The organism is Pararhodobacter sp. (genome assembly GCF_036802785.1).
Lineage (GTDB): Bacteria > Pseudomonadota > Alphaproteobacteria > Rhodobacterales > Rhodobacteraceae > Pararhodobacter.
In genome coordinates this window covers 23,482-42,231 of the sequence record NZ_DAIRVN010000039.1, presented here as the reverse complement: position 1 = coordinate 42,231, position 18,750 = coordinate 23,482, and the positions used below count along the sequence as shown (strand labels likewise).

17 protein-coding genes and 1 tRNA gene are annotated in these 18,750 nt (G+C 66.3%); 11 read left to right on the top strand and 7 right to left on the bottom strand.

The window, feature by feature from the left end:
* A partial coding sequence (locus V7Q53_RS13840; protein WP_333829187.1) for an ATP-binding protein occupies window positions 1–1,556 on the bottom strand: 1,556 nt, incomplete at its 3' end.
* Window positions 1,557–1,720: 164 nt separating this feature from the next.
* On the opposite strand from V7Q53_RS13840, the gene V7Q53_RS13835 reads away from it, so the two are divergent.
* Window positions 1,721–4,093, top strand: a complete 2,373-nt coding sequence (locus tag V7Q53_RS13835) for a penicillin acylase family protein (RefSeq protein WP_333829186.1) — start codon at window positions 1,721–1,723, stop codon at window positions 4,091–4,093.
* Window positions 4,094–4,155: 62 nt separating this feature from the next.
* On the opposite strand, the gene V7Q53_RS13830 is transcribed toward V7Q53_RS13835, so the two are convergent.
* From V7Q53_RS13830 to V7Q53_RS13810, 5 genes are all read right to left on the bottom strand, one after another.
* The gene (locus V7Q53_RS13830) at window positions 4,156–6,264 is read right to left on the bottom strand and encodes a TonB-dependent receptor domain-containing protein (RefSeq protein ID WP_333829184.1); all 2,109 of its coding nucleotides are present in this window, start codon (window positions 6,262–6,264) and stop codon (window positions 4,156–4,158) included.
* Between the two features lie 72 nt (window positions 6,265–6,336).
* Complete coding sequence (locus V7Q53_RS13825) at window positions 6,337–7,119, bottom strand: heme ABC transporter ATP-binding protein (RefSeq protein ID WP_333829183.1); 783 nt, start codon at window positions 7,117–7,119, stop codon at window positions 6,337–6,339.
* A gap of 1 nt (window position 7,120) precedes the next feature.
* Window positions 7,121–8,191, bottom strand: coding sequence for a FecCD family ABC transporter permease (locus tag V7Q53_RS13820; RefSeq protein ID WP_333829181.1), 1,071 nt, complete (start codon window positions 8,189–8,191; stop codon window positions 7,121–7,123).
* Between the two features lie 5 nt (window positions 8,192–8,196).
* On the bottom strand, window positions 8,197–9,048 hold the full coding sequence (locus V7Q53_RS13815) for a heme/hemin ABC transporter substrate-binding protein (RefSeq protein WP_333829179.1): 852 nt from the start codon (window positions 9,046–9,048) through the stop codon (window positions 8,197–8,199).
* A gap of 3 nt (window positions 9,049–9,051) precedes the next feature.
* The gene (locus tag V7Q53_RS13810) at window positions 9,052–10,092 is read right to left on the bottom strand and encodes a hemin-degrading factor (RefSeq protein ID WP_333829178.1); all 1,041 of its coding nucleotides are present in this window, start codon (window positions 10,090–10,092) and stop codon (window positions 9,052–9,054) included.
* Between the two features lie 362 nt (window positions 10,093–10,454).
* Between V7Q53_RS13810 and V7Q53_RS13805 the strand changes: the two genes are divergently transcribed.
* The 10 genes from V7Q53_RS13805 to V7Q53_RS13760 all read left to right on the top strand — a co-directional run bounded on the left by V7Q53_RS13805 (window position 10,455) and on the right by V7Q53_RS13760 (window position 18,059).
* On the top strand, window positions 10,455–10,934 hold the full coding sequence (locus V7Q53_RS13805) for a hypothetical protein (protein ID WP_333829177.1): 480 nt from the start codon (window positions 10,455–10,457) through the stop codon (window positions 10,932–10,934).
* Window positions 10,934–11,614, top strand: coding sequence for a MotA/TolQ/ExbB proton channel family protein (locus tag V7Q53_RS13800; protein ID WP_333829176.1), 681 nt, complete (start codon window positions 10,934–10,936; stop codon window positions 11,612–11,614). The genes V7Q53_RS13805 and V7Q53_RS13800 overlap by 1 nt, the downstream gene beginning before the upstream one ends.
* Window positions 11,607–12,017, top strand: a complete 411-nt coding sequence (locus V7Q53_RS13795; protein WP_333829175.1) for a biopolymer transporter ExbD — start codon at window positions 11,607–11,609, stop codon at window positions 12,015–12,017. The genes V7Q53_RS13800 and V7Q53_RS13795 overlap by 8 nt, the downstream gene beginning before the upstream one ends.
* The gene (locus V7Q53_RS13790; protein WP_333829174.1) at window positions 12,014–12,397 is read left to right on the top strand and encodes an ExbD/TolR family protein; all 384 of its coding nucleotides are present in this window, start codon (window positions 12,014–12,016) and stop codon (window positions 12,395–12,397) included. Before V7Q53_RS13795 ends, V7Q53_RS13790 begins: the two co-directional genes overlap by 4 nt.
* 32 nt (window positions 12,398–12,429) lie before the next feature.
* Complete coding sequence (locus tag V7Q53_RS13785) at window positions 12,430–13,584, top strand: energy transducer TonB family protein (RefSeq protein ID WP_333829173.1); 1,155 nt, start codon at window positions 12,430–12,432, stop codon at window positions 13,582–13,584.
* 256 nt (window positions 13,585–13,840) lie between these two features.
* Window positions 13,841–14,788, top strand: a complete 948-nt coding sequence (gene phnD, locus V7Q53_RS13780; protein ID WP_333829172.1) for a phosphate/phosphite/phosphonate ABC transporter substrate-binding protein — start codon at window positions 13,841–13,843, stop codon at window positions 14,786–14,788.
* 58 nt (window positions 14,789–14,846) lie between these two features.
* The gene (phnC, locus tag V7Q53_RS13775; protein ID WP_333829171.1) at window positions 14,847–15,674 is read left to right on the top strand and encodes a phosphonate ABC transporter ATP-binding protein; all 828 of its coding nucleotides are present in this window, start codon (window positions 14,847–14,849) and stop codon (window positions 15,672–15,674) included.
* Between the two features lie 53 nt (window positions 15,675–15,727).
* Window positions 15,728–16,489, top strand: coding sequence for a phosphonate ABC transporter, permease protein PhnE (gene phnE / locus V7Q53_RS13770; RefSeq protein WP_333829191.1), 762 nt, complete (start codon window positions 15,728–15,730; stop codon window positions 16,487–16,489).
* Window positions 16,486–17,292: a phosphonate ABC transporter, permease protein PhnE gene (phnE, locus tag V7Q53_RS13765; RefSeq protein WP_442954434.1), complete on the top strand. Its 807-nt coding sequence runs from the start codon at window positions 16,486–16,488 to the stop codon at window positions 17,290–17,292. The genes phnE (V7Q53_RS13770) and phnE (V7Q53_RS13765) overlap by 4 nt, the downstream gene beginning before the upstream one ends.
* 236 nt (window positions 17,293–17,528) lie before the next feature.
* Window positions 17,529–18,059: a hypothetical protein gene (locus V7Q53_RS13760; protein WP_333829170.1), complete on the top strand. Its 531-nt coding sequence runs from the start codon at window positions 17,529–17,531 to the stop codon at window positions 18,057–18,059.
* Between the two features lie 556 nt (window positions 18,060–18,615).
* Here V7Q53_RS13760 and V7Q53_RS13755 read toward each other — a convergent pair.
* Window positions 18,616–18,690 (bottom strand) — tRNA-Gln (locus tag V7Q53_RS13755).
* Window positions 18,691–18,750 lie beyond the last annotated feature (60 nt).

The following is an 18,750-nucleotide window of genomic DNA, read 5'->3' as shown; positions in this document are numbered from 1 at the left end:
AGGATATCCCAGATCCGGCTGAGGACCAGCGACAGCTTGGTGCGGTCATCAGCCTGACGCGAGGCCACCTCGACCAGCGCCGCCACCCCGTCTGCGCTGACCGGGCGCAGCGCTTCCCGGCTGGCCACCCCGGCCACCAGCCGCGCAAACAGTGCCACGCTGCCGCCGTCGCGCGCGATATCGTCGCCGAATTCGGCCGAGACCGTGAAAAGCTGGCCGAAGGCCGGGTCATAGGCCTCCAGCAACCGGTGCAGCATCCGGTCCCCCACCAGCGCCACCCGCAGGTTGAGGGGGATCGGGTCAGGCTCCAGCGTGGTGGTGGCGCCAAGGCCCATCCGCTCCCCCGCGCCCATGATACGGACCTCGCCGGTTTCAAGGCAGCGCTTCAGCGCGTCCCAGGCGAAGGGTTCGGACAGAACCTGCGCGGCATCCAGCACCAGAAACCCGCCATTCGCCCGATGCAGCGCGCCCGGCCTGATCAGCGTGACATCGGTCACCAGCGCGCCCATCTGTTGCAGATATTCGATACGCCCGGTCAGATTGGCGAGTGTGGGCAGGCTTTCGTAGATCACCGGCGCCCCGCCGGTCGCATCAGCCTCGGGCGACACCATCACATTCACCCCGTAGCGGTGAAAGGCGGGCTGATCGTGCAGGCGCGTGGGGGTGATCGCAAAGGGGCCGTCACCGCCTGCGCTGCCCGCTTTCAGGAAAAGCTCGGCATTGTTGATCAGGTCGGTGCGCAGCGCGGTGAAATAGGCCTCCAGCGCGTCGATCCCGGCGAAGGCCTTGCGCAGATCGGTCAGGTTCAGATCGACCTGCTGCTCGGCCATCTCGCGGTGCAGCGCCCCCAGCGCCGCGCGGTGTTCCTTTTCGATGCGCGGCAGCGATTCCAGAAACTCGGCCAGTTCGGACTGGCTTTCGCTGATATGGCTGCGGATCGCCGCGCGCTCGGCCTCGGGCAGCTTGTCAATGACATCGGGCTTCTGCACCTCGCCATCCTTCACCGGCGCCAGTGCAAAGCCCATCGGCGTGCGCATGATGGCCACACCGCGTTCGCGCGCGCGGCCGGCCAGCGCCGTAAAGGCCTTTTCGCTGCGCCCGCCGTATTCCTCCTCAATCGCGGCGCGGCGGGACTGGTATTCTTCCGATTCAAACAGCGCCGGAATGCCCTGCGCCAGATCATCGACCAGTTCGGCCATTGCGCTGCGCAGCACCGGCCCCATGCCGCGCGGCAGTGACAGGGCGCGGGGTTTTTCGGGCATGTCGAAATTATGGACATAGACCCAGTCCGGCGGGGCAGGGCGCGTGGCGGCCTCGGCGTGCAGGATCGACAGGACAGCGGTATGCCTGCCGGTGCCCTCAGGCCCATGGACAAAGAGGTTGAACCGGCTGCTGCGGATACCCGCCGCCAGCCCGATCGCCTCGATCGCGCGGTCCTGACCCAGCAGATGCTCCAGCGGCTCCAGGTCAGTGGTGGAGGTGAAGCCCAGTTGGGCAGGGTCAAGGCTGTGGCGCAGCTCGGAGATGCCCAGTTCGGTGATCTGTCTGGAGTCCATTGTCGGTTTTCCGTTCCTGCCCGTTCCTGCCAGCCAACCATGGCACGCGCCCGCGCCAAGGTGAAGCCCGGCGCGGGTGTGGCGGGTAGTCGCTTGATCCTGCGGGCGGTTGGCGACATGATCGCCCTGGCCCCGACCGGGCAGAACCAGAACAGGAATGCCTCATGCCCTCAGATCAGGCCGCCGCTTCGCCCCTCCGTCACCGCCTTGCCGGGCTGACCGCTCCGGTCGAGATTGCGGTGGACCGCTTCGGGCTGGCCCATATCCGCGCTGAAAACCGCGATGATCTGTTCTTCGCACAGGGGTTCAACGCGGCGCGTGACCGGCTGTGGCAGATTGATCTGTGGCGCAAGCGCGGGCTGGGCCTGCTGGCGGCAGATTTCGGGCCGGGCTATCTGGCGCAGGATCACGCGGCGCGGCTGATGCTGTATCGCGGCGATATGGCTCCGGAATGGGCTGCCTATGCGCCCGATGCCGAGGAGATCTGCACCGCCTTCGCCGCCGGGATCAACGCCTATATCACCGAGGTGGAGGCCGGGCGCGCGCCCCTGCCGCTGGAGTTCGCGCGCATGGACACCCGCCCCGCGCGCTGGCAGGCCGCCGATGTGGTCCGCATCCGCAGCCATTGCCTGACCCGCAACGCTTTGTCCGAGGTGATCCGCGCGCGCATCCTTGGCCATGGTGGCGCGCAGGCGGCAAAGCTGGATGCCCTGCGCATGCAGGTTCTGCCGCCCGTGGACCCCGTCGGCGCGCCCGATCTGGATCTGGCCAGCATCCCGCTGGAGGTGCTGGAAACCTTCCGGCTGGCCACCGCCCCGGTCTCGTTCTCGCCTGAGCGGCTGGCGGCAAGGCTGGAGGATGCCGGGCGCTGGCGTGGCTTTGATGCGTTGGGCGATGTGGTGCAGCTGGCGCAGGCCGAGGGGTCCAACAACTGGGCGATTGGCCCGGAACGCAGCGCCACCGGCAGGGCGATCATGGCGCTGGACCCGCACCGCGTGCATGCGCTGCCCTCGGTGCGCTACCTCGTGCATCTGTCGATGCCCGGTTTCGATGCGATCGGCGCCGGCGAGGCGGCGGTGCCCGGCATCTCCATGGGTCATAACGGAAATATCGCCTTTTCGCTGACCATCTTCGGCGCTGATCAGGAGGATGTGCATGTCCATGACACCGCCCCCGATGACCCGCTGCGCTACCGCTTCGGTGAGGGCTGGCGCGAAATGACGGTGGTGGAAGAGCGCTTCAGGGTGCGCGGCTGCCCCGATCAGGTGGGTGAACTGCATTTCACCCATCTTGGCCCGGTCCTGCACCGCGATCCGGGGAACCAGCGCGCCTATGCTTTGCGCACCGTCTGGTCCGATCCGGGTGCCGCGCCCTATATGGCCAGCCTCTCGGTCATGCGCGCGCAGAACCACGATGACTACCGTGAGGCGCTGCGCGGCTGGGGCACACCCTCGATCAACCATGTCTATGCCGATACCTCGGGCAGCATCGCCTGGCAGGCGGTGGGGGCGACGCCGCTCAGGCACAACTGGAACGGGCTGGTGCCGGTGCCGGGCGACGGCCGCTATGAATGGGCGGGCTATCGCAGCCTTGAGGAACTGCCCGCCTCGGTGAACCCCGAAAGCGGTTTTGTCGCCACTGCCAACGAGATGAACCTGCCGCAGGGCTGGAACCATGACACGCCGGGCATCGGCTATGAATGGATCGATCACAGCCGCGCCGGGCGGATCAAGGCAGTGCTGGGGGCGGGGGAAAAGCTGGGGTTGCAGGATTGCTGTGCGCTGCAAAATGACCTTCATTCGCGCACGGCGGCGCGGGGATGCGCGGTGCTGGCCCGCTTGGCGCTGACCAGCCCGCAGGCGCGCGCAGCGCAGGCGCATCTGGCGGGCTGGGACCATGTGCTGGCGCCCGGCTCTTCCCCCGCCGCACTGCATGAGGTCTGGGTGACGCGGCACCTGTTCCCGGCGCTGGCAAAGGCGTTTGGGGCCAAGGGGGCATTTGCGGCGCTGCTGCTGCCCGGCGATGTTCAGTCGGTGACCGATGTGCTGGAACGGCCTGAGGCGTGGTTTGACAGCGATCCGCAGGCGCAGCTTGCCACGCTCATTGACCAGACGTTGGCGGCGGCATGGGAAGATTGCCGCGCCCGGCTGGGGGATGATCCGGCGGGCTGGGAATGGGGGGCGGTGCACAAGCTGGCCCTGACCCATCCGCTGGCCGCCGTCTGCCCCGATGTGCCCGCCTTCCGCCCCGCGCCGCTGGCGCTGGGTGGCAGTGGCTCAACGGTGGCGCTGGCGGCCTACCGCCCGTCAGATTTCGCGGCGGTGGTCGGCCCTTCGGTGCGGATGGTGATTGATGTGGGCGCGTGGGACAGCAGCCTTTTTGTCAACACGCCGGGCCAGTCGGGTGATCCGGAATCCAGCCATTACAACGACTTGCAGCAGGACTGGCTGAACGGCGGCTACAAGCCGCTGAGCTACAGCCGCGCGGCGGTCGATGCGGTGACCGAAACGCTGATCGTGCTCGAACCCGCCGCCTGACACATGCAAAAACCCCGCAGGAATAAACCTGCGGGGTGCATTTCCGACGCAAGGGCGCGGGGTTACCAGGTAAACGTCCGGCCTACCGTGATGCGCAGATCGCGCCCGCGCCGGGGCTCGGCCGTGGCCAGCGATCCGTCGAGGATGTTGTAATACTGCCGGTCAAAGACGTTGTTGACCGAAAGCTGCAGGGTCGCCCCGGCCAGCACACCCTGATCCGGCGTCCAGGCGACAAACAGGTCGTGCAGCCCGTAGCCCCCGAAGCGGTCGCCATTGGCGCGGGTGGCGCCATCCGCGAAGGTGCCGCGCCAGCCTGCCTCAAGCCCGTATTGCTGGAACCGGCGGCCATATTCCACCACCAGTTCATGCGCCGGGACCGAATCCAGCCGCGCGCCGGTGTTGGTATTCGTCCCCTCCATCGCGCTCAGCGCCACGCGGCCAAAGGCGGTTGCGCTGTCATACGAGGCTTCCAGTTCCACCCCCCGGATGCGCGCCCGCGCGATATTGCCGAACGAGGGCTGGCCGGCCACCATGATCCGCTCGATCCGGTCGCGGAAGCGGTTGTCAAAGCCGGTCAGTTTGACATCAAGCGAGTCGCCGCTGCTGACCAGTCCGGTCATCGAATAGGACAGGCCGATTTCGCGGGTGATCGCGGTTTCCGGGCGCAGGTCCAGCGATACCGTGCCGCCCTGGAAGCCGCTTTCAAAGATCTCGTCCAGCGTCGGCAGGCGCACGGTCCGCGCCACCGAGCCGAACACCGCCCAGTTGTCATTCAGCCGGTAATGCGCCGAGAGCGAGCCTGCGGTGCCCTGATGCGTGCGCGCCTGCATCGCGCTTGCGGGCACACCGGCGGTGGGGTTCAGCTCGGTCCGGTCAAAGCGCAGCCCGCCGATCAGCGTGAGGCTCTGGTTATAGATGAACTCGTTTTGCGCATAGAGGCCGAAGCGTGTGCTGGTCCCTTCCGGGTGCGCCAGACGCGAGCCGCCGCCTGCGCGGTGCGTGCGCTCCTGCCGCGAGGCCTGCGCGCCGAAGGTCAGGTGGTTATCCCAGTTCCCGCCCTGTGCGGTGATGGTGTTGCGCGCGTTGATCGACACGGTGCGGTAGCCGTAAACGCTGTCGGCAAAGAGATCGCTGGGGATTGTCGCGGTGCTGTTGCGCTGATCAACCTCGGTATCCGACACCGACAATTGTATCCGCGTATCCAGCCAGGGGTTGTCAGGCGCCGGGTTTTCCCAGGTGATCTGGGCGGTGTCATCGGTGATGGTGCGGTCGATCAGGCCAAAGACCGGGGCGTTGATATCGGCCGCGTAATTGGCGTCATCCTGATCGCTGTGCCAGCGGGTGAAGGAGAAGCGCAGGCGCTGGTCGCTGTTTTCCACCGGCCGCCATGTCGCGCTCAGCATCCCCGAGGCGGCATCCATCCCTGAACCCTGGACCACGCTGCCGTCGCCCGCGCGGAAATCGCCGTCGTGGCGGTAGGTGAGCGCGCCAAGCGCCTCGAACCGTTCCGAGAAGCGATGCGCCAGAATGGCTGAGCCCAGATAGCCGCCGCCGTTGCTGTTGAAGCCCGCCCGCAGGCGCAGCGCGGTATTCTCGCTTCCGGTCAGGAAATCGCTCGCCTCGCGGGTTTCAAACGCCACCACGCCGCCGATCGCGCCCGAACCATAGAGGATGGAAGAGCCCGGGCCGCGCAGCACCTCGACCCGGCGAAACAACTCAGGCTCCCCGAAGAACGATCCCATGCGGTATTGTTCGGCGTATTTCGGCACCCCGTCGATCGAGACGATGATGCGGTTTTCATCCGACGAGCTGCCGGTGCCGACGCCGCGCAGGTTGAAGAACTGCCCGGTCATCCGCCCGCTGCCATAGCCGGTGGCACCTGGCACCGTGCGCAGGAAATCACCGGGCACCCCGGCCTGTTCGCGGTCAAGGTCTTCTTCCTCAAGCGCGGTCACCGCCTGCGGCGTGTCGATGGCAACCCGCGCGCGGCCCGCGCCCAGAATGATGCGGCCCAGCAGGGTGAAGCCGCCTTCGCGCCCCGTATCAGCGGTGGTCTGGGCGAGAACGGGCGCGGTGGTGGCGGCCAGCGCCGCCAGCGCGAGGCCCGGGAAGGTGAGGCCCGAAAGGTTCAGTCCGGAAAGGGCGCCGGCGCGCCTTGGCAGTTCAGTCATGGTGTCCCCTATGCATCGGTTTGTTTCGGGGCTGGCTGTACTGCTGGCGTCCGTTTTGTGGTGGTTCGTCCGTCAGGCCACGGCCTGCGGCAGAATGAAGACCCCGCCGCCCGGCGGCGGGGTGCTGACACTGAGGTCGCAGTCATAGGCGGCGCTGAGCGTGGCGCTGGTGAAGACCTGGGCCACCGGCCCGGCGGCCAGCACCTGCCCGCCCATCATCAGTGTGACGGAATGCGCGAACATGGCGGTCAGGTTCAGATCATGCATGACCGCAATCACCCCGCCGCCCGCCTGCGCGAAACCGGCGGCAAGGCGCATGACCTGCAGCTGATGGCCGATATCAAGGCTGGCCACGGGTTCATCCAGAAACAGCCAGCGCGCGCGCCCCTCCATCACCGGCTGCCAGACCTGCACCAGCACGCGGGCCAGTTGCACGCGCTGCTGCTCGCCGCCCGACAGCTCCTGAAAGAAGCGCCCGCCAAAACCCTCAAGCCCGACGCGGTGCAGCGCGCGCTCAGGCAGGGTGTCGGCCCCCGGCAGGAGCGCGCTGTGCCCGGTCAGGCCCAGCCGCACAACCTCATGCACGGTGAACGGAAAGGCGAGTGTCGTGGCCTGCGCCAGCACGGCGCGCCGCGCGGCCAGCCGGGCAGGGGGCAGGGAGCGCAGGTCGTCACCATCCAGCGTGATCTGCCCGCGATACGCGATCTCGCCGGTCATGGCGCGCAGAAGCGTGGTCTTGCCTGAGCCGTTATGCCCCACAATCGCCGTCACTTCGCCGGGCCGGGCGGTGAAGCCCACACCGTGCAGGATGCGCTTGCGGCCCAGTTCAACGGTAATATCGCGTGCTTCCAGCATGTTACATATCCACCAGTCCGCGACGGCGCAGCAGGATCCACAGGAACACGGGCGCGCCCAGAACGGCGGTGACAATGCCGATGGGCAGCTCGGCAGGCGCGACGATCACCCGCGCAATCATGTCAGCCCCCAGCAGCAGCGTGGCGCCCAGAAGTGCTGCGGCGGGCAGCAGGTAGCGGTGGTCAGGCCCCATGGCGAGGCGCAGCAGATGCGGCACGACGATGCCGATAAACCCGATCCCGCCAGAAATCGCCACTGCCGCACCCGTCGCCCCGGCGACGGTCAGGATGGCGATGTTCTTCATCCGCTGCACCGGGATGCCCAGATGCGCGGCGGCGGCCTCGCCCAGCGTGAAGGCGTTCAAGGCGCGCGCCAGCGCCGGGGCGGCGATCAGCGCCAGAATGATGATCGGCGCGGCTGCCGCAATCTTGGTCCAGCTTGCCCCGGCGAGCGAGCCGAGGCCCCAGAAGGTCAGATCCCGCAACTGCTGGTCATCGGCAATATAGACCATCAGCCCGGTCAGCGCGCCCGCCAGCGCGCCCATGGCGATACCGGCCAGCAGCATGGTCGCCACCGATGTCCGCCCCTGCCGGGTGGAGACGCGATACAGCACCAGCGTGCTGCCCCAGCCGCCCAGAAAGGCCGCGATCGGCACCAGATGCGGGCCGGTGATCGCGGCCAGCGAGGCGGGCAGCATCGCACCCAGAACAATCGCCAGCACCGCGCCCAGCCCGGCACCCGCACCCACGCCGACAATGCCGGGGTCGGCCAGCGGGTTGCGGAACAGGCCCTGCATGACCGCGCCGGACACCGCCAGCGCCGCGCCCACCATGATCCCGGTCAGCAGGCGGGGCAGGCGGATATCCAGCAGCACCACGCGCTCGTGCATCGCCAGCGCCTCGCCGCCCAGCCAGCGCCCCAGTGCCGGGAACAGCGCCACGCCCGAGGCACCGACCATCATGCTGGCCACCGAGACACAGGCCAGCAGCAGCGCCAGCAGCACCAGCACCTGTCGCGCCCGCGATGAACGGTCGCCTGCTGCGGGCTGCGCGCGTATGCCTTCCGCCAACATCGGCCTCAGTTCCCGCCCGTGAGCGCGTCCATCAGCGCCAGCGCGGCATCGGGGGTGCGCGGGCCGAAGCCCAGCAGAAACAGCCCGTCCATCCGCACCACGCGCATCGCCTGCCCGGCCGGGGTGATCCCCAGTGCCGGATGGGCGATGATCTGCGCATCGCTCAGCGCATGATCGCCGCCCCGGTCCATCATGATGATGGCGTCGGGCGCGGCGGCGGCCACGGCCTCGTCGGTCAGCAGGCGATAGCCGTCAAAGCCGGTGACCGCGTTTTCCACCCCGGCCAGCGCCAGAATACCCGACGCCGCCGTGTTCCCGCCCGAGGCCATGATCCGCCCGCCCTGCGCCGAAAGGATGAACATCGCCCTGAGCGGGGTGTCGATGGCCTCGCGCGCCTGTGCCAGCGCCGCAAAGCGCGCGGCCACATCGGCTGCCAGCGCTTCGCCGCCCTCACTGATCTCAAGCGCTTCGGCAACGCCGTGGATGCGCGCCAGAACACCATCCTCGTCAAAGGCCGCGTCGATCTGGATGAACGGCACCTCGGCGCGCAGCATCAGATCGATGGTTTCGGGCGGGCCCGCGCCCTCATCGGCGATGATCAGGTCAGGCGCCAGCCGCAACAGCCCCTCGGGCGAGAGGGCGCGCATATAGCCGACATCGGGCAGTGCGGCGATCTCGGGCGGGTAGCTGGCGGTGGTGTCACGCCCGACCAGCCGGTCAGCCTGACCCAGCGCATACACGATCTCGGCCAGCGCGCCGCCGATCGCCACCACCCGCTCGCTTGCGTGAAGGGGCATGGCGGCGGCGGAGAGCGCCAGTGCCGCCAGCCCGATGCGCAGTGTTTTGGAACCGATCATCGCTCAGGCCCCGCGCGGCAGGGTTTCGGCCATCGCTTCCCAGCGCGCCGTGTCGGGGTTGCGCTTGCCGAACAATTGCAGGATCAGCCCGCCGTCCTTGTCGAACGCCTCAACCGACAGGGCGGTGCCGTGGCGGGTGGGCTTGTTCACCAGCCAGACCTCGGCAACATGGTCTGCGCGCAGATGCAGGTTGAAGCCCGGGTCCAGCACATTCAGCCAGGGGCCCATCGGCTCGATCCGGTGCACCAGCCCGCCGTGGATCTGGATGCAGCCCCGGTTGCCGACAAACAGCATCACCTCGATTGCCTGCTCGGCCGCATTGCGCAGCGCGGTTTCCAGCGCATCAGTGGTCAGCAGGCGCGCGTGGGGTTCACCGACGATGCGATAGGCGCCCAGCCGGTTCATCTTCAGCTTGGATGTCAGGCGCAGGAACTGGTGGGTATCGGTCATCGCCGCCCATTCCTTGCGCAGGAAATCGACGCGCGCGGCGTCGGCCTTGGCGGCTTCCACCGGCTCGCGCCCGGTCAGGGTGATGGCGTCGCCCTGATCGGGCAGGCGCAGCGCCTCAACCAGCTGCCCGAATGCCGCCACATCGGAGGCCTCGCGCAGATGCACCTTATGCACCGCATCCCCCGCCGCATCGAACACCTGAACCGAGCGCCGCTCGCCGCGCGTGACGGCAAAGGCATGGACCCAGTGGCGCGGGAACATGCGCAGGTCAATGTCCGGCCCCAGCACCATCGAGGCATGCGGGCCGCTGTGATACTCCAGATAGCTGCCGTCCCGCTCGTGCACCGCCGAGTCGTTGCGGGTCAGCGCCAGCACGGGGCCGAGCGCCTGAAAATGCGCGAAGAGCGGGTCAAGCGCCGGGTCGATCCGCACGATCTGCTGGCCGTCAACCTCGGCGGCGACCAGCGCCGCTTCGGTCACGCCAAGGCTGTCGGCCAGATCGCGGGCGCGCTTTTTGGGGTTTGCGGCGATGGCCTCGCGCAGCGCATGGGGGCTGGGAGACGTGCCTTGCGGGGTTTCAAGAAGTGTGGACATGCGCTTTCCAGTTCTGGCAGGGAATACGGGCAGGGGTGGCGCGTATCTGGCTGTCCGGCTGGATGGCGCGGCGGTTGCGGGCGGACCGCAGCCTTACTTGACCGATTCACTAGGATAAATTGCGGTCCGGGCGCAAGTGTAAAATTTTGTCTTGTCTGTCGAGGGTTGACCCTGCGCCTGTCACGGGCCCGTGACGCAGACAGAAGGGGGCGCTTTAATCTTGACAAATTTACTTGGGAGGAATAGCGCGAAAACGCCTGCGAAGGACTGGATTGCCGTCAATCCCTTTCGTTTCCGCCAGCGACGTGCCCCCTGGGTGCCAGCCAGCACAGATAAAGACAGCAGAGAAAACGGGGTGTCCCATGTCTGATCTTCTGCGCCGGTCTGGTGCTTTGTGTCGTTCACATTTTTCGCGCAACTTCGCGCCGCTTGCCCTTTCTTTCATCGCCGCCACCGCCGCCGCGCTTTCCGGTGCGCAGGCCCAGGAACAGGGTGAAGGCGCCGCGCTGCGTATCGAGCTGAACCGCACCGAACTGCGCGAGAATGCCTGCCAGCTGGTCTTCGTGGCCCAGAACGACACCGCCGAAGGGCTGAGCCAGCTGGTGCTGGAAATGGTCCTCTTCGACCGCTCGGGCGGGGTTGCGGCGCTGACGCTGCTGGATTTTCAGGAACTTCCCGCCGGGCGCATGCGGGTGCGCTCTTTCGATATGCCGGGGCTGGAATGCGATGCTCTGGGCCGGGTTCTGGTCAATGACACCGCCAGTTGCGCACCGCAGGGCGCGCCGGGCTGCACGGATTTCACGCTGTCTTCGCGCCTTGACGGGATCGAGGTGCTGCAATGATGGCTGTCGAGGCCCTTGCCGGAATCGCCGAAATGGGCGGCCCGGTTGTCATGCTGCTGATCGCGATGTCGCTGGTGGGCATGGCGCTGGTGCTGGCCAAGATATGGCATTTCATGCGCGCGGGCGTGGGGCGGCATGGTGCGCTGGAACGCGCGCTGGCGCGCTGGGATGCGGGCGAGCGTCAGCCCGCGCTGGAAGCGGCGGGCGCGGCCTCCAGCCATCTGGCGCTGCTGAGCGTCACCGCCATGCAGGCCGCCACGCAACCCGGCGCCGATACCCCGGCGCTGCGCGCGCGGCTGACGGGGCTGGCGGCCGAACGGATCGCCGCGCTTTCCGGCGGGCTGCGGGTGCTGGACAGCATCGCCCAGATCGCGCCGCTGCTGGGCCTTTTCGGCACCGTTCTGGGGATGATCGAGGCGTTTCAGGGCCTTCAGGCCGCAGGCAGCGCGGTGGATCCTTCGGCGCTGGCCGGGGGGATCTGGGTGGCGCTGCTGACCACGGCGGTGGGGCTGGCCGTGGCCATGCCCGCCTCGCTTCTGATGACATGGTTTGACGGGCGCATCGCGCGTGAGGCGCAGATGGCCGAGAAGGTCATTGATACCGTTCTCTGCGCCGGGCTGGGCGCACCGCAATGCGCCCTGCGCGCTGCGCGACTTTCTGCCGGGGTTGCCCATGCCTGAGACTGGCCGCAGTCTTGTTCCGCCGCGCAGGCGCTCGGTTTTGTCGCTCACCTCGCTGATCGACGTGATCTTCCTGTTGCTGCTGTTCTTCATGCTCAGCTCGACCTTTTCGCGTCAGGGTGAGGTGGAGCTGGCAGCGGCGGGCGGCGGGGCAGGGGCGGGCACCGCGCGCCCGGTTTTCCTGCAGCTTGGCCCGGAAGATCTGACACTGAACGCCACGCCCGTCACGCTGGAAGAGCTTGACGCCGCACTGGCGGCACTGGCCGCAGCGGCGGGCGAGGGGGCTGAGCAGGAACCGGCGCTGCTTCTGGTCGCGCTGCGCCCCGAGGTGACGGCGCAGCGGCTGATCGACCTGCTGGGCGCGCTGCGCCAGTCGGCCTACCGGGTGCAGGTGCTGTCATGAGCCTGCGCACCCCCGTCAAACGCAGTCAGGGCGAGCCGACGATCGGGCTGATCAATGTCGTCTTTCTGATGCTGATCTTCTTTCTGATCGCGGGCACCATCGCGCCATCCCCTGAGCAGGGGCTGGAACTGGTGCAGATATCGGACCCTGACCAGCGTCTGCCCGATCATGCGCTCGTGCTGGGGCCTGACGGGGCCGTGCGCTTTCAGGGCATCGAGACCGATGCCGCCACCTATGTTGAAACCCTGTCCGAGCCGCGTGTGGCCCGGATCATGCCTGACCGTAACGCCCCCGCCGCCGCCCTTGTGCGCCTGTCGCATGAGTTGCGCGCAGCCGGGGCGGAACGGGTGCTGGTGATGGGGGAAAGGGCCTTGCCATGACTGTTCCGAATCCTGCATCGAAGACTGTCGCAATGTCTGGTGCGACGGGGTTCCCGGTGAATGCCTGCTTCAGCCCGGATTGCGTGCGCTCTGCCACGCGCACCGCCAGCAAGCGGCTTGTGCGACCCAGCTGGCGCGCGATTGCGCTCAGTGCGGCGATCTCGCTTGTCGCGCATCTCTCGGCACTGGCGGCCCTGGCGCCCAGTCAGAGTGTCGAGATTGCGGGGGGCGCGCCCGCCACAATTGCCGCCCTTGGCAACAGCTTTGCCGATTTCACCCAAGGGGCCACGCCCGTGCAGCCCGCCGCCGCGCCGACCAGCACGGTTGACCCGGCTGTGACGCCGGAGACGGTCACCCAAAGCGCGCCGCCGGTGCAGCCCACTTCCACGGCCCAGAGCCCGCAGCCCGAGACGCTGGCCATGGCCGTGCCGGAAGCGTCCGAGCGCGCAGTGCCAGACGCCCCGCCGCTTACCGCCCCGGAAGCCGCCGATCCGGTGGTGGCGCTGGCCATTGACCCGGAAGCCCCGCGCCCTGAGATTATCGCGCCCACGCTGAGTGCCGTTGCCCCCACCGACCGCCCGCTGACCGAGCCTTCGCGCGTGACGCCGGTGCAGCCGCAGGCGCCCGTGGTGCAGGCCGCTCCGTCTCCGCCCCCCGCCGCCGTTACGCCTGAGCCTGAGGTGACGGTGCAGCAGGCCGATGCGAACACCCCCCGGGCCCCGCGCCGCCCTGAACCACGGCAGGAGCGCGCCCAGCCTCAGGCCCAACCTCAACCCCAGACCCAGCGCGCACAGGCCGCGCCAAGCGCGCCGCAGGCGGCGGGCAACAGCGATCAGGACGCAAGGCGCGGCAGTGCCGACGGCACGGCCAGCGCCAGCGCCGCCGCCGCCTCGGGCGCAGGCGGGGCCGCCGCGCAGGCGGGCAACGCCGCCGTGTCAAACTACCCCGGTCAGGTGATGGAGCGGATCCGCCGCACCCGGCAGCAGCGGGTTTCGGGGCGTGGCGTGGCGGTGGTATCGTTCAGCGTCAATGACAGCGGCGCGCTGGCGGCGGCATCCGTTCAGCGCAGCTCCGGCAGTGCGGTGATCGACGCGGCGGCGCTGGACCATATCCGCCGCGCCGGGCCATTCCCGGCGCCGCCTGCCGGGGCAGGGCGCAGCTTCTCGTTCGAATTCGTGGTGCGCTGAGGGGTGAGGGGCTGATCCGGCCCCTGCTGCCTGCCCTCTCTGACCCCTGTAACAGGCCCCGGATATGATCCGGGGCCTTCTTCGTTGCGGTGTCATCCCGTGGTGGTCACGCGGGGATGGAAGTCTGCCGGGCGCTGTCACAAAACCTTTTTGGGGCCGTCACCCGGCTGTCACAGGGCTGTATTAGGCGGGTTCAAGACCCCGGAAACAGCCCCCGACACAAAAGCCCCCGACACAAAAGCCGAGGACCAAGACCATGATTGCACGCTTCCTGACGACCGTCGCCTTCGCGGCCCTTGCTGCGGCCCCCGCCGTGGCGTTCCAGCTCGACGCCCGTTTCACCGACAATGACGGCGACCTGATCGCCGATATCCCGGAAGATGCCGGCCAGTGGCTTGACCCTTCGGTGCTGATCTTCGCCTATACCCCCGTCGAAGACCCCGCCGTCTATGCCGAAGTCTGGCAGCCCTTCCTTGACCATATGGCCGAGGTGACCGGGCGCGAAGTGCAGTTCTTCCCGGTTCAGTCGAACGCCGCCCAGATCGAGGCGATGCGCGCCGGGCGGCTGCATGTCGCGGGTTTCAACACCGGCTCGAACCCGCTTGCGGTGGCCTGCGCGGGCTTCCGGCCCTTCGCCATGATGGCGCGCGCCGACGGCACCTTTGGCTATGAGATGGAATTCATCACCTACCCCGGTTCGGGCATCTCCGAGATTGCCGATATCGCGGGCCGCACCATGGCCTTTACCGCTGAAACCTCCAACTCAGGCTTCAAGGCACCCTCGGCGCTGCTGGAATCCGAATTCGGGCTGATGGCCGAGCGTGATTTCACCCCGGCCTTTTCCGGCGCGCATGACAATTCGATCCTCGGTGTCGCCAATCAGGATTATGACGCTGCCGCCATCGCCAATTCGGTGCGCAAGCGGATGGAGGCGCGCGGCGTGATCGAGGCTGATCAGCTGGAAATCATCTATACCTCTGACACTTTCCCGACCACGGGTTACGGCACCGTCTATAACCTGCATCCGGACCTTCAGGAAAGCGTGCGCGAGGCGTTCTTCAGCTTTGACTGGGAAGGCACCTCGATGGAGGCCGAATTCCAGAATTCGGGCGAGGCGCAGTTCATCCCGATCAGCTTCCAGGACAACTGGTCGGTCATCCGCCAGATCGATGCGGCGATGGGCGTAAGCTATTCCTGCAACTGACCCCTGACACACGGCAGGCGCCTGACCCTGGCGCCTGCCGTTTTCCATCGGAGCGCGCATGCTGGCCGTTGAAAACCTCACCAAAGTTTACAAGACCGGCGACAAGGCGCTGACCGATGTCAGCTTTAGCGTGCCCAAGGGGCAGGTGGTGGGGCTGATCGGCCCGTCGGGCGCGGGTAAATCCACGCTGATCCGCTGCGTCAACCGGCTGGTGGAGCCCTCGTCGGGCAGTGTGCGGCTCAATGATCTGGATATCACCCGCCTGCGCGCCGGTGATCTGCGCCGCGCGCGCCGCCGGATCGGCATGATCTTTCAGGAATACGCGCTGGTGGAGCGGCTGACGGTCATGGAAAACGTGCTGTCAGGCCGCCTTGGCTATGTGCCCTTCTGGCGCAGCTTCACCCGCCGCTTTCCGCCCGCCGACATCGCCATGGCCTTTCGCCTGCTGGACCGGGTAGGCCTGTCGGCCCATGCCGACAAGCGCGCCGATGCGCTGTCAGGCGGGCAGCGCCAGCGGGTGGGGATTGCCCGCGCGCTGGAGCAGGACCCGGAGCTGCTGCTGATCGACGAGCCGACCGCCAGCCTTGACCCCAAGACCAGCCGCCAGATCATGCGCCTGATTGTCGAGATCTGCCGCGAAAGCGGCCTGCCCGCGATCATCAACATTCATGATGTGGTGCTGGCCCAGCAGTTCAGCGACCGCATCATCGGGCTGCAGGCCGGGCGCGTCGTGTTCGACGGCCCGCCCACGGCCCTGAGCGAAGAGGCGCTGACCCGCATCTATGGCGCCGAAGACTGGACCGCGATGCGTCAGGGCGCCAGCGATGACGCCCGCGCCGAGGATGAAGAGCGCGAACAGACCAAAGCGCTGATGAGGTCGCTGTGAACGCGCCCGCCGCCCCTGTTTCATGGCCCACAACATGGCGTCGCCCGCCACAGATGATCCGCGCGCCCCTTCTGCGCTGGGGGCTACTGATCGGCGCGGCGCTCTATCTGGTGCTGGCCATCGGCAGCGTGGAAATCAACTGGGCGCGCCTGGTGGTGGGGATGGAACGCGGGCAGCGCTTCGTCATGGGCTTTCTGCAACCTGATTTCTCAAGCCGCTGGCGCGATATCAGCACCGGGCTGGTGGAAAGCCTGACCATGACCTTCACCTCCACGGTGGTGGGGGTGCTGATCTCGGTGCCCATCGGTATCGGGGCGGCGCGCAATCTGGCGCCGCGCTGGGTTTATCTGGTCTGCCGCAGCATCATCGCCGCCAGCCGCGCGCTTCAGGAAATCATCGTGGCGATCTTCTTTGTCGCGCTCTTCGGCTTTGGCGCTTTCGCGGGCTTTCTGACGCTGAGCTTTGCCACCATCGGCTTTATCGGCAAGCTGCTGGCCGAAGATATCGAAGATATCGACGAGGCCCAGGCCGATGCGATCCGCGCCACCGGGGCAGGCTGGCTGCAATTGATCAACTATGCCATACAGCCGCAGGTGATGCCCCGTCTGATCGGCCTCAGTGTCTACCGGCTGGATATCAACTTCCGCGAATCCGCAGTGATCGGCATCGTCGGCGCGGGCGGGATCGGTGCCACGCTGAACACCGCGCTGTCGCGCTATGAATACAGCAGCGCAGGCGCGGTTCTGCTGATCATCATCGCCATCGTGATGGTTGCCGAATACAGCTCCAGCCATCTGCGGAGGTGGGTGAAATGACCGCGCAGGACATGCCGGTCTGGCACCACCGCAGCCTTTCCGGCCGCCTCACGCTTTATGCCTTCTGGCTGATCACCGTGGCCTTGTTCGTCTGGTGCTGGGAGATGATGACGCGGCGCACCATCTGGGGCTTCGTCTATGACGCGCCCACGGCCGCGCAGGACCTGCTGTCACGCGCATGGCCGCCGCGCTGGTCGTATATGGAACGCCTCTGGGCGCCGCTCTGGGACACGATCAACATCGCCACACTGGGAACCTTGCTGGGCATCGTGATCGCCGTGCCGCTGGCCTTTCTGGCGGCCTCCAACACCACGCCGTCGCGCCATGTGCTGCGGCCCTTCGCGCTGTTCTGCATCGTCGCCTCACGCTCGATCAACGCGTTGATCTGGGCACTGCTGCTGGTATCCATTCTGGGGCCGGGACTGCTGGCGGGGATTCTGGCGATCGGCTTCCGCTCGGTCGGGTTCATCGGCAAGCTGCTTTATGAGGCGATCGAGGAAACCGACGAGAAACAGACCGAGGCCATCACGGCCACCGGCGCCAGTCAGGCACAGGTCCTGAACTACGCGATCGTGCCGCAGGTGCTGCCCACCTTCTTCGGCATCAGCGTTTTCCGCTGGGATATCAACATCCGCGAAAGCGCCATACTGGGGCTGGTCGGCGCTGGCGGAATCGGCGCGCAGCTTCAGGCCAGCCTGAACGTGCTTGCCTGGCCGCAGGTGACGCTGATCATTCTGGTGGTGCTGGCGACAGTAGTTGTGAGCGAATGGGTCTCGGCCCGGGTGCGCCACGCCATAATCTGATCCCGCTGTCAGATTCTGAACGGTTTGGCTGGTGCAAATTGTGGCAGTCGGTGCTGCTGCGGTTGTTAGGAGATACCGGCGCAAGCGGTCGGTGCGCTGAGTGTGCCGAAAGGTGAGGGACGGAAAAGGGTAGCTTGATCCTGACTCGATATAACGTGCATCTGGTCCGCAACATGGCAGTTGCTCCGCTGCGTCCGCCCTGAGTATCATGCGCGTGAATCATCGGTAGGGACGACATGAGTAAAATTACATGGTTGAACAAATTTCTGACTGCTATTGCAGGAATCGCTGTTTCTGTCAGCTTGATCGGTGGAGCATACTATCGCCTGTTTGGCGTTCCCGCTGCTGCACAAGCAGCGCGCGTTGAGGTGTCTGTCGACATCATCTCTGCATTGCGTGATGCTGGAATTGATGTTTCGGATTCAGTTGATCCTAATAATATGAATCCGGACGAGATCGCCGGGAAAGTTGCGGAAGAAATCGTTCGGGGTGCGGCTGTCAGGGCGAGGGATGGCGAACTCTTCCAATCGAACCAGACTTATTATGTTACGGAGAACAGTATTGTTTTCCATATCAACCGGGTGGACTTTTCCGACAACACTGTAAACGCAAATATAGGAGCGCGATCTTCCTGGATTTATCAAGGCCAGGAGGTGGAGTTGCTTGAGCCGAACAGAGGCTGTTTTGTCTTGTTGCAAGAAGTTATGCCCGGCTCCGATAGAAATCGTCCCAATGATGGATCGGCCAGAATCCGATTCAGGTGTTAGTAATACTGAGCCACTCCTCGGTCCCGGGGCAAGTTTTCGGTTGATCAAGCAACAGCCTGTGCATGCTGATCCGTTTCAATCCTGGTCCAATAGCCCGCGGTGGGCGGTTGTAGCGTTAGCTAGTATGGGGACGACGATCGTTTTGGAAGGTTGTCCACTGTCCGATGGCGATTTTTCCCGGCAATCCGCTCTCCCAGGCATGTAGATAGACGCATTCATGCCTCAACGACTGCGGGGGGTGTTCGCTGAAGATAGTGTCGACGCAACGCCCCTTGCCATCCATCAAGATACGGGTGAACGCGCAGCGATCAGTCGGTGAGTGCGCGGACGGCAAAGCCGTTAACCCCGACGCGGCACGGCGGGTTAGCCTGTCCCGCGCGGTGCTGCACGTACTTGCTCTTGTGTGACCGGAGGGGGCGGGGCTATGGTCTCGCCCCTTTTTTGCTTCACCGTGACGAGTCGACCATGATGCTCCAAGCCGATGTGGAACCCCCCAAAGACTGCTACACTCACGTTTCGTGATGTGCGGCAAGACACTTGAGAATAAAAAATGAGATGGCTGGGGCGGTAGGATTCGAACCTACGGTACACGGTACCAAAAACCGATGCCTTACCACTTGGCCACGCCCCAACTGAGGCGCTGTTTACCCAAGGCTTCCGGGCCTCGCAAGGGCATTTCGCAAAATATTTT

Bases quoted from the DNA above. Each gene is read 5' to 3' on its own strand.
- V7Q53_RS13815 (WP_333829179.1), bottom strand. From the start codon at position 9,048: ATGATCGGTTCCAAAACACTGCGCATCGGGCTGGCGGCACTGGCGCTC.
- V7Q53_RS13795 (WP_333829175.1), top strand. From the start codon at position 11,607: ATGCCTGAGACTGGCCGCAGTCTTGTTCCGCCGCGCAGGCGCTCGGTT.
- phnC (WP_333829171.1), top strand. From the start codon at position 14,847: ATGCTGGCCGTTGAAAACCTCACCAAAGTTTACAAGACCGGCGACAAG.
- phnE (WP_333829191.1), top strand. From the start codon at position 15,728: ATGATCCGCGCGCCCCTTCTGCGCTGGGGGCTACTGATCGGCGCGGCG.
- phnD (WP_333829172.1), top strand. From the start codon at position 13,841: ATGATTGCACGCTTCCTGACGACCGTCGCCTTCGCGGCCCTTGCTGCG.
- V7Q53_RS13790 (WP_333829174.1), top strand. From the start codon at position 12,014: ATGAGCCTGCGCACCCCCGTCAAACGCAGTCAGGGCGAGCCGACGATC.
- V7Q53_RS13835 (WP_333829186.1), top strand. From the start codon at position 1,721: ATGCCCTCAGATCAGGCCGCCGCTTCGCCCCTCCGTCACCGCCTTGCC.
- V7Q53_RS13785 (WP_333829173.1), top strand. From the start codon at position 12,430: ATGTCTGGTGCGACGGGGTTCCCGGTGAATGCCTGCTTCAGCCCGGAT.
- V7Q53_RS13825 (WP_333829183.1), bottom strand. From the start codon at position 7,119: ATGCTGGAAGCACGCGATATTACCGTTGAACTGGGCCGCAAGCGCATC.
- V7Q53_RS13820 (WP_333829181.1), bottom strand. From the start codon at position 8,191: ATGTTGGCGGAAGGCATACGCGCGCAGCCCGCAGCAGGCGACCGTTCA.
- V7Q53_RS13760 (WP_333829170.1), top strand. From the start codon at position 17,529: ATGAGTAAAATTACATGGTTGAACAAATTTCTGACTGCTATTGCAGGA.
- phnE (WP_442954434.1), top strand. From the start codon at position 16,486: ATGACCGCGCAGGACATGCCGGTCTGGCACCACCGCAGCCTTTCCGGC.
- V7Q53_RS13810 (WP_333829178.1), bottom strand. From the start codon at position 10,092: ATGTCCACACTTCTTGAAACCCCGCAAGGCACGTCTCCCAGCCCCCAT.
- V7Q53_RS13805 (WP_333829177.1), top strand. From the start codon at position 10,455: ATGTCTGATCTTCTGCGCCGGTCTGGTGCTTTGTGTCGTTCACATTTT.
- V7Q53_RS13800 (WP_333829176.1), top strand. From the start codon at position 10,934: ATGGCTGTCGAGGCCCTTGCCGGAATCGCCGAAATGGGCGGCCCGGTT.
- V7Q53_RS13830 (WP_333829184.1), bottom strand. From the start codon at position 6,264: ATGACTGAACTGCCAAGGCGCGCCGGCGCCCTTTCCGGACTGAACCTT.